Source organism: Alphaproteobacteria bacterium (assembly GCA_037146715.1).
GTDB lineage: Bacteria > Pseudomonadota > Alphaproteobacteria > UBA7879 > UBA5542 > JBAWWO01.
In genome coordinates, this window is record JBAWWO010000006.1 from 1 (window position 1) to 13,585 (window position 13,585).

Genomic DNA, 13,585 nt, shown 5'->3' on the forward strand with positions numbered 1-13,585 from the left:
AAATCCTGGTATAAATCATCTAAACATTAATCCTTAGCTACTTCAGCCCCTAAATCTTTAAGTGACAGCGGTTTCAGAAAAAACCACTGGGATCTTTCCGAGAGTGCTCATTTAACTGTTGCTGTAAACGATAGCATGAGAAAAGTGTGTCTTGCTTATCATGGAATTCCAGGGCCAATTGATGTCCATGCTGGAGTGACACTTGGAAATTTATATAAGGCGTTAAGAATAGACCAACATGTTTATCAAAATTTTTTGACATTGAAAAAAGTCCCCTCTATGTGGAATGATCGCCTTCTTTTTCCGCTCATCAGAGTTCAAGAGTTTATGCATTTGGATCAAGGAATTTTTACCTTTATAGATTCCCCTGAGGGCTTTACAAAAGTCTGGGTAACAGCCGGTATTGGCAACGTCCCTGCTTTGCTAGCACTAAAGGCTTTTATCTTGGGATGCACCAAAACTCACTCTCCATATTTTCCCGTAAGTTGTGTTTTATTTGGACGTCTAACTCATGATGCTGAAGAGTTTTTTACTAGAATTGGTTTGAATTTTTCTATGTTTGATCATACGAAAGAATCAGTCGACCATACTTTGTTACATCACTTTCCTGTGCTTCATACGACACTGCTCGCAGAACGGAAAATGGTGCAGGCTTCTCATCACTAGAACGCGTTAGGGTCAAGAGTTCCCTGATCTATTTGCTGTTGCCTCTGATAATCAAGATCAGCCTGACTTAATCCCTGGCTATTACTATTCTGACTATTCTTCTGCGTCTTCGGGTCGATCGCAATACAATAGGCCTGGGTGGGGTCGGTATAGCAGTTGAGCTGCTGATGCAGATAAGTCATAATCTGCTGGGCGCGGGGGTATTTTGAATCCAATCCCACCAGCTCGTCGGGCAGGTTTTGAATCAAATTGGGACTACTGTTCAGCAAATTACTAAACCCAGACAGCAAGTTTTGCAGCTGTTTCAATTTCGCCATAATCCAATCCCGATTAATGATAATATTCGGTGACGACCCACTGGACATTTTTACGCTAGGGTCCTCATTCGTTTGGCTGGAGGTCAAAGCAAAAATTAGGTTCGGCAAACTGGTCTTTTGGGCCGATTCAACCTCTTGAATCACCACTTTCATTTCAACCAAATTCAGCAGCTGCTGTACTTTTTGGGCATTTGTAGGGTCAGCTGTTTGGCTGTTAATGAACTTTGTCAAAATATCCCGGTCTTTTTTGATGGCTGCATAGGATGCTGTAAAGTCAGTGACTGCATCATCTTGAGTTTTGTTATTTTCCCAGCGAGCAATGACCTTATTGGCCTCAGTCACCAAGAAATTGTTTTGGCTTGAGGGATCAACCATAGGCCCGCCCCCTTGGCCATAGTTGCCGCCCTGACCGTATCCACCTTGACCATAGCCTCCACCCATTCCCATGCCACCACCTGGGTAGCTATAACTGGGGGGCATCATTCCGGGTTGGTTCATATTCATGCCCATCGTATAGCCAGGAGGCGCATACATGCCAGGACCTCGCACAACGCCGTAGCCTCCGCCATAAACACCAGGCATGATCATAGCCGCACTGTTCAAGGCAATTGCCGTTATGAATAAGAATACGATGTAAGTTTTAGACACGGACGTTTCCTCCCTTTGGTATTTTTTGGTTTATCTATCCAGTATAATCTACTTTTTTCAAAAAACCATAGAAAAAATTATGGGGAAGGCGTTGGTCCTCGGGTCAAGCCCGAGGAAAGCAAAAAAAAAGAGCCCAAGGGATTCAATTGGGACGAAGCCGTTTCATGAAATACTCGGCCAAAAAGCTAGGTTTTTAAATGGTGTAGTTAATCCCGAAGTAGAACTTATCCTTCACCGGACTTCCCACAAGCATATGCCGCATAGGACGACCGTAAATTAAGTACATGCTGCCCCTAGCCCCCAGGCTTACACGCACACCACCACCCAGACCTTTAGCGCTGTCTGTTGAGGATTCATCCGTGCTGGGAGCCCGATTCCAAATGTGCGAATTGCTATAAAAGGCCAAAAACATTATATCCCTAAAGAAGGAATCAAAGGGAATACGGTACTGCAGCTCAAGCCGCCCTTGCAAGCCGCTATCTCCAGTTAATGCTCCTGGTGCATAGGCCCGGTTTTCAGAGCCCCCTACCCCGAACCGTTGGGCTGATAAAAGAGTTGCCCCTGCATATTGCCCCTGCATGGAAAAGAGTAAGGCCAGGTTATCCATCAGGAAATTAAGCTGTTGCAGCCTGTCGAAAGAAAAAGTCAACCGCGTATAGTTGGCCGTTCCATTCAGGCGTGATCGTAAAGGCCCCTGATCACTGGCCCCTATGGCATTCAACCCATAGGAAAATTCAGCGTCCAACTGGTTGCTGCCTAAAAAGGCATCACTTAGCTCGTACCGCATGCCAAATAACAAAGACCTTGTTTTATCTGTGTACCTTGAAATACCGGTAGCTGACATTGACTTAACGTTTTGCGCCCCCATTCCCCCTTGGAAAGATAACATCTGATCCCGTTCTAAGATCACTGGTTTTCTAAAAACTACCTTGCCATCCATTTCTCTGCTGACAATATCGTTAGGCGCCAGGGTACCACTAGGGTTCGACCGAGCTTGGTTTCCTTGAATCTTAACTGTTTCTCCGCCATACCCTACAGGCACCTCATACTTCGCGAAAAGCGCATGAAAGTCTGTGGTATTGGGGGAACTTGCCCCCCCTGCCTCAAGATAATCATGATGGTTGGTTACGTTGTTGATCCGACTTTGCGCAATGCCCATCCAGGGCCCTAAACTGTTGACCTGATCATTGTTCGCAGCCACTGTGATTGTAGTTTTTTGCCGGGAAAGCTTCACAATCAAATCCGTGGCATTTAAGGCTTTAGTCGATGGCGTAAAGGTTGTTTGAACCTCAACCCCGAACAGATGCCGAATCAACAAAAGATTATGTTCTAAAACATCTTGATGCAATGGCTTGGAACGAAGGATTTGATTCAAATAATACTTAATCTTTTCGTCGCAAACTTTTTGAGGATCATCGAGTACATACTGGGCAACATATCCTTCCACCACCTTGATAACAATAATCCCCCTTTCAACCTCTTGCTTAGGGACCATGGCATAGGATAACACATACCCATTTTTGCGATATTTTTTCGTAATTTTTTGGGTGACTTCGTTTAGGTCAGAGAAAGAGATATCTTTATTGATATATTTTTTATAAAAAGGAAGAAATTCTGCGTCAGAATACAGGGTGTTCCCTGTTAAAATAATAGACTTTAAGGTAAAGCGAACAGAACTTGCTTTTTGCGCCTCTGTCAGGCCCGATTCCTCTGATTCTTTGGGTCGGGGAACTGTTTCAAACTTCAGGGGTTCGGCCTCTAGAGTATCCAAAACCTGGGTAATCTTTGTTTGCTCTATGTCCGCAAAGGCCACAGACTGAAAAAACAGCAAAAAGACAACCAACCGAAATCCGCGAACTTTCACGAAACCTTCCCTTATTTTTCTTTAAGTCTACCTATAATGGAACAGAATGACAAGTTTGTTGTCAGACCTGCGGTAATTAGACGGTATTTAGTTGCCTTTGCGGTGATTAGGACATATAATCTCCCTATAATTTGCGGAGATTATAGTGGTCTTATTTCACTCTCCAGCAGAGATCTCATATAAGATTTAAAAGAAAGGTCCCTTATGTTACGCGAACAACTTACCCATGCCATGAAAGAGTCCATGAAAAGCAATGACAAGGAAAAACTTGGCACTGTTAGAATGATTTTAGCCGCTATTAAACAAAAAGACATTGATGCCCGCCCAAAAGGTTTAGTTGATGGTATTCCAGAAGATCAAATTGTTCAGCTGATGCAAACCATGATCAAGCAGCGCAGAGAAAGCATTGCCATGTTTACCCAAGCGAATCGCATGGATTTGGTTGAAAAAGAAGAAAGCGAAATCAGCATTATTTTCTCTTTCCTGCCGAAACAATTAGATGATACAGAGCTGAAAGAAGCTGTCACAAAAGCAATCCACCAGGCCGATGCAAAATCTCCCAAAGATATGGGGGCCGTAATGACTATTTTGCGTGAAGAATATGCGGGTCAAATGGATTTTGGTAAAGCCTCAACCTTTTTAAAAGACAAACTATCAAGCCTTTAGAAAGTTTTTTCATGATGAATGATTCCGTGCTGGAACAAATAAAGGCACGCCTAACCCTTTCTGAATTCATCAGCAAATCGGTCCCCCTGAAAAAACGAGGACACGAGTTCGTTGGGTGCTGCCCTTTTCACCAGGAAAAAACTGCCTCCTTCACGGTCAATGACTCAAAGGGTTTTTATCATTGTTTTGGCTGTGGGGTTCATGGATCCATCTTTGATTTCTTGATGTTTCAGCAACACATTGACTTTGGGGAAGCTCTTCGGCAGGCCGCCCAGATTGCTGGTGTTGAGCTGCCCAAATTCACAAAAGAACCAGAAAGCGTTCTGTCTGGACGGGAAGCTCTGCTGAAAATTCTGGAAGAGGCCGCCCAGTATTTTCAAAAACAACTCAACCTGGCCGAGGGCACAGAAGCACGAGATTACTTACACCACAACCGTCAATTAACTCCCCAAGTCATTAAGTCTTTCCGCATAGGGTATGCTCCATCTCAAGGATCCCCCCTCAAGGAACATCTGTTAAAGGAAGGCTTTGCCCTGCCCCTGATTCAAGAAGCAGGCCTGCTTAGCACAACAGACCGGGGCGATTCCTATGACAAATTCCGCAATCGCATTATGTTTCCCATTTTGGACAGAGCCAGCAAAGTTATTGGGTTTGGCGGGCGCATTTTGGGCCCTGGCGAGCCTAAATACTTGAACTCTCCGGAAACACCTGTATTTGACAAGGGGCGCACCCTTTTTAATATCGATAAAGCTTTCAAATCCCTTCAAAGGGACCAGCCCGTTTTCGTGGTTGAAGGATATATGGACGTTATCCGCCTGGTTCAACATGGCTATGAACGGGTCGTTGCCCCCATGGGAACAGCCCTGACAGAAGATCAAATCCAGCTTTTGTGGAAGGTTTACCCGGAACCCCTTGTGTGTTTTGACGGAGATAACGCGGGCCACAAAGCAGCTGAACGGGCCGCAGAAAAAGTATTACCCCTTTTGAAAGCTGGACACTCTTTAAATTTTATCATGCTGCCCGATGGGGAAGACCCAGACACCTTGCTTCAAAGAAAGGGCAAAACGGCCTGGACTCAAGCAACAACCGCCGCAACCCCGCTGAATGAGTTTTTGTGGCAGTCATTGGTCACAGATTTTCCTAAAAAAACCCCAGAAAAGAAAGCTCTGCTTCAAAAAAGAATTGATCAGGCCTTACAAAAAATAACAGATTCCCAAGTGCGAACTTTCTATAGCTATGACTTAAAAGACAAATTCTTTGCCTGGAGCCGCGAACTCAAGAAAAATAAATTGAGCTCCTCCCCCACTCATTCCCTAACAAAACTAAATTCAAAAGCCCTGCAAGAACGCATCATTATGGCTTGTATCCTGCAACATCCAGATCTTTTGGACCATGTCCACGAAGAATTTGGTTGTATTGTTTTTGACGATAAAAACTATACTATTTTGCAGCAAATCATTCTTTTTTATTTTCATGAACAAAAACCCCTTGAAATATCTTCGCTCCATCTCTATCTAACAGAAAGGAAGTTGGATGCTCTATGTGAGCAAGTACGATCTGTTGACTTGAAAGTACATGCTCCCTTCATATGGCAAAGCAATAAAGACGAGCTGCTGGATTTTTGGAAAGCAACTTTATCGGCGTATCAAACAAAACAGCAAGATACGCTTGATTTAGAGCAAGCTAAAGAGAATCTGACCCAGGATTTTTCGCAAGAATCTTGGAATCGCTTTAAAATACTAAAAGAAATGCGCTATGCACTTCCTGAAGACGAAAAAGACGAGTTGATTTAACTGTACAATGTGGTACGATCTATTGCTAAAAAAAGAGGGCGAAAATGACAAAAGAACTAGATAATACTGGCTTTTCTGAAGAACAAGAACGGGAAGACCTTGCCCCTGTAGACAAAAAACAAATGTCTGTAGATATCCAAAAGCTATTGGCTGAAGCCAAGCAAAAAGGGTTTGTCACCAAAGACGAAATTAAACAGGCTATTTCAAGCGCTAAAAATGCGGAAGAACTCAATGAAATGATTTTGGAAACTTTCGCTGATATGAATATTGATGTGACAGATGGGGAAGAAACAGAAACCTCTTTTCCCACTGCCGCAACAGAAGAAGACGAACCAGAAACTCTTGATTTAACGCCCGATTCATCTGGTCGTACTGACGACCCTGTGCGCATGTACTTACGTGAAATGGGTAGCGTTGAACTGCTTTCCCGTGAAGGCGAAATTGAAATTGCAAAACGCATAGAAAGCGGCCGGGAAATGATGACCCGCGCTTTGTATTCAAGCCCACGAACAATAGACGCTGTACTCGCCTGGGGCGCAGCCCTTAAAGAAGGTAAAATTCTTTTAAGAGACATTGCTTTATTGGAAACCCCCTATGAAGAAGATATTCCTTTTGATGAAGTTGCTGCTGATGTCACCTTTGTTGATGAAATTCCTTTAGCCCCCACTAAGGAAACAACTGGTGAACCAACTCTTTCAGAAGTCGAAAAAAAACCCTCTTCAGAAGATGAGGAGTCGTTGGATCCTATCGTCCTTGCGCCTGAGGAAGAAGCTGAAGAGGTTGAAGCAGAATCTGAGGTCATTTCTCTTGCTTTGTTAGAAGCCACAGCCATGCCTAAAATTTTGGAGGGCTTAGCCAAGGTAGAAACGTTAAACGAACAGTTAAAAAAGACACGCCTATCCAAACTATCTTACACCCTGAAAAATGCCACTGTACCTGTCAAGATACTAGATGAGCATCATGCATTGGAAGAAGAAATTGTTGATACAATCCGCGATTTGCGTTTGAACAATCATCGCATTGAAGAGCTTACAACCGAGCTTAGCGAATACAACAAAACCATCACAAATTGCGAACTTGAATTGTTAAAAAAGGCAGAATCTTTTGGTGTTGACCGAACTGCGTATATTCAAGCCTATACAAACCAAGAGCTCAGCGCTTCTTGGTTAAAAGGCCTTGAATCAAAGGGCGACGAATGGAAAAGCTTTGCAACTGCCAAAAAAGTCAAAGACATTATGACTGAACTGCAGGCCATACCAGCCCCATTTGATCTGTCTCTTTTAGATTTTAAAAACCTGATCAGCGTTGTTCAACGGGGTACCCGTCAGTCAAACAAAGCAAAAACAGAAATGATTGAGGCCAACTTGCGTCTGGTTATTTCTATTGCTAAAAAATATACCAACCGAGGACTTCAGTTCTTGGATCTGATTCAAGAAGGCAACATTGGCCTTATGAAGGCCGTTGATAAGTTTGAATACCGTCGGGGTTATAAGTTTTCAACCTATGCTACATGGTGGATTCGTCAGGCTATTACTCGGTCTATTGCAGACCAAGCCCGCACCATCCGTATTCCTGTGCACATGATTGAAACCATCAACAAGTTGGTGCGTACATCGCGGCAAATGCTCCATGAAATTGGCCGCGAACCAACCCCTGAGGAATTGGCAGAAAAGCTTTCTATGCCTTTAGATAAAATTCGCAAAGTGCTGAAGATTGCTAAAGAACCTATCAGCCTTGAGACTCCCGTGGGGGATGAGGATGACAGTCACTTAGGAGACTTCATTGAGGATAAAAACTCAGTTGTTCCTTTGGATGCGGCCATTCATTCGAATCTGCGGGAAGCTACAACACGGGTGCTATCAACCCTGACCGCTCGTGAAGAGCGCGTTCTGAGAATGCGGTTTGGTATTGGAATGAATACAGACCACACCCTGGAAGAAGTTGGCCAGCAGTTTTCTGTAACCCGGGAACGCATTCGACAAATCGAAGCCAAAGCTTTGCGTAAGCTCAAGCACCCCAGTCGTTCACGGAAGCTCCGCAGCTTTATTGACGGGACGACTGTTAATTAGTTCTGCCTTACCTCTCCTGCTGACTTCCTAGGGCTTCGACCCTAGGGAATCATTCGGTGATGGAATTTAAGATCTCTTCGCGATAGAGGGGGCCAAAAATCTAGGTTTTATCATAAATTCTGGCATAGCGGTTCCCCAACCGCGTCACCAACTCATAGATACCTGAATTGCTGTCTGCGGCTTGCTTATAGAAAGTCCTTCGGTCCCGGATTAAGTCCACCCAGGTTTCCGTGGAAATCAATTCCGACGGAATGTGTGACACATCAATCACTGTCAAATCCATCGAAACCCGCCCTAAAATGGGGGCCTCATGATCGCCCACATACACAACCCCTTGATTGCTGCACGCACGGGGCAACCCATCCGCGAATCCGACCCCAATAGTGGCTATATTTTTAGATTCTGGCGCCACGTAAGTAGCCCCATACCCAATGGAGTCGCCTTTTTGCAGGATTCTGGTTTGTAAAATACGCGCCTGAGTTTTAAAGGTAAATTTCAGATTTTCTGTCACCTTACCAGGAAATGGTTGAATGCTGCCGTACAGAGCCTTACCAATACGCAACATATGAAAGAAATAATCATCGGGTAGATTTAGGGATTCAGATGCCGCAAGCGAATACTGAGCCCCAGGAAAATGTTGAATAATAGATTTGAAACGAGCCAACTGTCGAGCATTATGAGGGTCATCCGGATGTTCAGCACAGGCCATATGGGACATAACATAGTCAACCCGTGCACCCTTTAAATTTTCAAGAACTTCCCCGACTTCATCTTCATTCAGCCCCAGCCGATTCATACCTGTATCAAAATGCAAGATAATCGGCGCGTCTGAATGAGCGCGCCACAATTTAAGCTGCTCGACCGAACAAATAACTGGTCGCAACTGAGCCTGATCAAAATAGAGTAAATCATTCCTATGAAAAGCATTCAGAACAAAAATAGTCACACCAGTCCCCACAAGCTGGCGCAGGGCTACCCCCTCACAAACCGTTGCTACAAAGATAGTGCCCGCACCTGCTTCAACCAAGGGGCCTGCCAAAGCGCCCATCCCCAAACCATAGGCATTTGCTTTCAAGACAACAGCCACATCCCGCTTTGTGAAACTTTTTATTTTTTCATAGTTCTCACAAATCGTCTTCAAAGAAACGTGTAGCTTTAAATTGTTATTAAAAATCATATTTTTACTATAGAAGAAGCCTTAGGCAAGATCAATCACACCTTTCACAAAAACCCCTTTAAACTTTCCCTCCATTCCTTTATCGTAAATAAAATCAATGATACAATTATCTACATCACAAACAAAAGCCGTTGATCCCCAACTATCCTGTTGGGTTGAGGCTTCGGCCGGCACGGGCAAAACCAAGGTGTTGGTTGACCGGGTTCTTTCTTTGCTGCTTCATGGGGCCCCAGCCAAAAAGATTTTATGCCTGACTTTTACCAAAGCCGCAGCGGCAGAAATGAGCGAACGAATCCAGCAAAAGCTAGCCTTTTGGTCCCGATGTGAATCCTATGAACTTCGCAAAGATTTGGCGGCTTTATTGGGGACAAACCCAGAAGAAACCCACTTGAAATTATCCAGATCTTTGTTTGCGCAGTTGATCAAAGGCGAAAACATCAAGATTCAGACGGTCCACGCTTTTTGCCAGTTTTTGTTGAAGACTTTCCCGCTTGAGATCGGCCTGATGCCCCATTTCCAAATTATGGATGACTCCTATACTCAAAAAGTAAAAAAAGAAGTCTTTCATCAAATCCTGAAACAAACGTCGGAACAGGATATGGATTTAATCTCCACCTATGTTTCACTGACAACTCTAGAAGATATTTTTTTGCAAAGCAAAGAACAGGACGTCCTAAAATTTTTGTTGTCCGAAAACCTGTCCCGACTACAAGAAAATCTTGTGAAATTGTTGGGCGTTAACCTTGCCAAAGCTGAGCAAGACCTAAAAAAAGAATTTTTAAACCAGCACCTCCTTGAAAAGATACCCTCTGATCTAGGCGCCCCTGACATTCTGAATAAATCGGTGGAAGAAAAACTAAAAGACTGGAATGCCTATGAAGTTTTCTTTCTAACAGAAAAAAGAACCGTCCGACAAAAATTAAGGGGCAAGGATTTTAAAGAGCAATTCCAAGACTATGCTCCTGCCCTTGCGGACCATGCAGATCACCTTTATGATTTTGTTCAAACCCTGAAAAGACAAACCGTTGCAAACCTAACAATCTGTTTTTATCAGTTAGGAAAAACTTATGCCCATCTGTATGCCACCTTTAAGGAAAAAAATTCAAAGGTAGACTATGACGACCTGATTGATAAATCCATTCATTTGTTGAAAGAAGGCACCAACAAACCCTGGATTTTTTATAAGCTTGATGGGGGCATTGATCACGTTTTGATTGATGAAGCGCAAGATACCAGCCATGCACAATGGACTTTTATTAAACACTTGGTTGAGGAATTTTTCTCACCCCATTCGGAAGCTTCCCACCATCGAACCCTGTTTGTGGTAGGAGATTCAAAACAATCCATTTATAGCTTCCAGGGGGCCAGCCCCCTCACCTTCCAACAAATGAAAGAACTCTTCGGCGATCTAGTTCAAAAGGCCGGCCGAAAGTGGGAAGTTGTTGATTTATCAACCTCTTACCGCTCAACAGAGGCCATTCTGAAGTTTGTGGATACGGTGTTCACAGGAACTCCACTATTGCAGAAATACAAAGAACATATCCTCCACCGAGAAGGCCACGGAGGCCGGGTTGAAGTGTGGCCCCTGCTTGTGGGAGACGACAACCAAAATGCCCACGACCCCTGGAATATCCCTTCCCCTACAAAGCTGCCCGAAACGGCCCGCTATAAAATGGCCAACTCCATTGCCATTACAATCGGTCAGTGGCTTGCGGATAAAAAATGGCTACACTCTAGAAACCGGCCCATTGAACCCCAAGACATCATGATCCTAGTACGCCATCGGGATTCGTTTTTGCATGATTTGGTGCGAGCGCTGAAGCATAACAACATCCCGGTATCTGGAGTAGACCGCATGGTTTTGAAAGATGAGATTGCCATACAGGACCTGCTAGCTTTGGGAGATTTTTGTTTGCTACCCACAGACGACTTAACTCTCGCCACAGTTTTGAAGGGGCCATTTTTTAACTGGACGGAAGAACAGTTGTTTGACCTTGCGTCCAACCGAGAAGATTCCTGTCTATGGGAAGCCCTGCAAAGCAATGAACTTTTAAAGGCCACCTATGATCATCTTTCTGAGATAAAAACTTTGGCAAAATCCCACGGCCCCGCAATTTTTTACGGGACCATCTTAAGTTACTTTAAAGGACGGCAAAAACTTACAAGCCAATTGGGTGCTGATGTTGAAGATGCTTTAGAAGAATTCTTAAACCTTTGTTTTCATTTTGAATCCCAACAGGGAATGTCCCTGCAAAAGTTTCAATTCTGGATGCAACAGAATGATGCTGAGATCAAAAGATCTTTGCAGAAAAATTCGAGCAATCAAGTGCGCCTGATGACCATCCATGGGTCCAAGGGTTTGCAAGCGCCTATTGTGTTTCTGCCTGACACCACCCAGTTGCCCACAAACTCTTCTCGTTTTTACTGGACGCAGGGATCGAGCTCTTTGCCCCTTTGGGTGCCGAAAAGTGAGCTCAAAAGCGGTGTAGAATCTTATGTTCAAGAAGTAGATGCTCTGGATGAATATTACAGGCTTCTTTACGTTGCCATGACCCGGGCAGAAGACGAACTATATGTGGGCGGGTGGGCCCCAAAAAGAAATCTGGATGAAAAAAGCTGGTACACACTGCTCGCCAAATCCATAGAAATCTTTGGAGCTCCTGCCCCCACAGGCTGGTCCTATGAAACACTAGATACGTTGAATATAAGGAAGAAATTGGTTGAGAAAAAAGAATCCGATCAACTAGAGCTAACTTTGGTACCTGAATGGGTTCATGCCGCCTTTTCTTATGAGGAACCAAAAAAAATAACCCCCTCAACCGACACAACAAAGGAATCAACGCCAAGTTCTTCCTATGCTCAAGAAAAAGGTACCTTGGTTCATCAAATTCTCCAGTGGATTTTTAAGGCCCCAAAGGCTGATCAACAAAATCTAATCACCGAATATTTAGACAAAATTGACTGGCCCACAAAAGAAAAAAAAGATCTTGAAAACTCCATCCATCAATTGCTTTCCAACAAAGACTGGGACCGTTACATCAATGCTGACAGCCTAAAAGAAGTCCCGATTGAGGGATGGAAACAGGGGCAAAAAATCCGGGGCATTATTGACGTACTCACGATTCATGAAGATACGAAGCAAATTTTTATCGTAGATTATAAAACAGGTCGTTTTCTGGAAAACTATGCTAGAACACCCCCACCTGAATACACCGAACAATTGGCCTTGTATGAATCTGTCCTGCAAGATATTTATCCAGACTATATAATTAAAAAAATACTCTTATGGACAGAGCCCGGAATTATGCAGGTTTTATGAGAGAAAAATTCTTCATCTTCACCCTTCTACTCACGACTCCCTCCCTGTGGGCCTCGAACTGCAGAACTCTTTCTCCAAAGCTCGCCGATTACCTTCCTGCAAAAAGCATTAAGAAATGTCACTCTATCGAGGAAGGACTTAGCTTTGATCAAATCTACGCCCTAGACATTACACAAAATGGTGAAAAGAAGAAGGTAGCGGTGAAAGTGCTAAACCCCTTACGCCATCTGCAAAACAGAAAAACCATTATCCGGGTCAGTCAATTGATAGGCCAAGAAAAATGGGGACCAGAAATTCTGTGGCATTCAGAAAACGAGCTGATCTTTGTCATGGATTTTCTAAAGGGAAAATCCATGACAACCCTTGAAGGGAACGAAAAAAAAATGGGAAAAGCTCTTAGAGAAATTCATGAACTGCTGATTAAAGACAACCTGGGCCCTATAGTTCAACGATATTCCATGTATGACCGCTCAAAGAAACGTCTGGGGGAACTAGTGCAACTAAAACTATTATCTGAGGCTCAGCACACCGCCATTGAAAAATATCTGGAAGGTTTAAAACCGACTTTAGATGAAACCCATAAAATCATTATTCATAATGATCTAAAACCAAGCAACATTTTTGATGTAAATGGAGAGTTCCTGTTTTTAGACTGGGCTGAAACCAGCGTTGCCAGCATTTATGATGAGTTGGGGTCCCTGAGTTTTTACTTTGATCTATCTGATTTTCAAGAAAAAGAATTACTGACTGGGTATTTTGGCCCCCCCCCCAGAGCCATTGATTTAAAATATTTGGATATCCACAAAAATCTAACAGCCCTCCATTTTGGCTTATGGACCCTACGCATGGGCAATAAACCCTTGGATGCAGTGGTCCTACCCACGGCACAGGAATACGCTGCGCTGCAAAAAAGCCTGCTGGATCAGAATTCTAAGACAACCTCCCCCACAACTTTCCAAAAAGTCGGTGCTTTTTTATTGTCTAATTTTCAGAAGATGCAACCGGGCAAAAACCTTGCAAATTGAAACGCAAGTTTTCAAATTGCAGACTTTTATAAGAAAATTCT

At 43.7% G+C, this 13,585-nt stretch carries 9 protein-coding genes; 6 read left to right on the forward strand and 3 right to left on the reverse strand.

The features are described from left to right. Positions 1 to 135: 135 nt before the first annotated feature. Complete coding sequence (locus tag WCG05_03000; protein MEI8320963.1) at positions 136 to 666, forward strand: hypothetical protein; 531 nt, start codon at positions 136 to 138, stop codon at positions 664 to 666. On the opposite strand, the gene WCG05_03005 is transcribed toward WCG05_03000, so the two are convergent. Together WCG05_03005 and WCG05_03010 are read right to left on the reverse strand one after the other, a co-directional pair. Beyond that, complete coding sequence (locus tag WCG05_03005; protein ID MEI8320964.1) at positions 663 to 1,631, reverse strand: hypothetical protein; 969 nt, start codon at positions 1,629 to 1,631, stop codon at positions 663 to 665. The two genes, WCG05_03000 and WCG05_03005, sit on opposite strands and share 4 nt — an antisense overlap. A gap of 193 nt (positions 1,632 to 1,824) precedes the next feature. Continuing rightward, on the reverse strand, positions 1,825 to 3,495 hold the full coding sequence (locus WCG05_03010) for a POTRA domain-containing protein (GenBank protein MEI8320965.1): 1,671 nt from the start codon (positions 3,493 to 3,495) through the stop codon (positions 1,825 to 1,827). A gap of 204 nt (positions 3,496 to 3,699) precedes the next feature. On the opposite strand from WCG05_03010, the gene WCG05_03015 reads away from it, so the two are divergent. Genes WCG05_03015 through rpoD form a run of 3 tightly spaced genes read left to right on the forward strand, consistent with a single transcriptional unit; the run spans position 3,700 to position 8,023 of the window. Further along, entirely contained in the window at positions 3,700 to 4,161 is a 462-nt protein-coding gene (locus WCG05_03015; GenBank protein MEI8320966.1) for a GatB/YqeY domain-containing protein, read from the forward strand. Positions 4,162 to 4,172: 11 nt separating this feature from the next. Continuing rightward, entirely contained in the window at positions 4,173 to 5,954 is a 1,782-nt protein-coding gene (dnaG, locus tag WCG05_03020) for a DNA primase (GenBank protein ID MEI8320967.1), read from the forward strand. A gap of 44 nt (positions 5,955 to 5,998) precedes the next feature. Beyond that, on the forward strand, positions 5,999 to 8,023 hold the full coding sequence (gene rpoD, locus WCG05_03025; protein MEI8320968.1) for an RNA polymerase sigma factor RpoD: 2,025 nt from the start codon (positions 5,999 to 6,001) through the stop codon (positions 8,021 to 8,023). Positions 8,024 to 8,123: 100 nt separating this feature from the next. Here the strand turns inward: rpoD and alr are convergent, their stop codons facing one another. Beyond that, a complete protein-coding gene (gene alr / locus WCG05_03030) occupies positions 8,124 to 9,200 on the reverse strand; it encodes an alanine racemase (protein ID MEI8320969.1) in 1,077 nt (358 codons plus the stop codon). Positions 9,201 to 9,297: 97 nt separating this feature from the next. Between alr and addA the strand changes: the two genes are divergently transcribed. Together addA and WCG05_03040 are read left to right on the forward strand one after the other, a co-directional pair. Further along, entirely contained in the window at positions 9,298 to 12,519 is a 3,222-nt protein-coding gene (gene addA, locus WCG05_03035; protein MEI8320970.1) for a double-strand break repair helicase AddA, read from the forward strand. Continuing rightward, complete coding sequence (locus WCG05_03040; protein MEI8320971.1) at positions 12,516 to 13,544, forward strand: aminoglycoside phosphotransferase family protein; 1,029 nt, start codon at positions 12,516 to 12,518, stop codon at positions 13,542 to 13,544. Before addA ends, WCG05_03040 begins: the two co-directional genes overlap by 4 nt. The last annotated feature ends 41 nt before the right edge of the window (positions 13,545 to 13,585 follow it).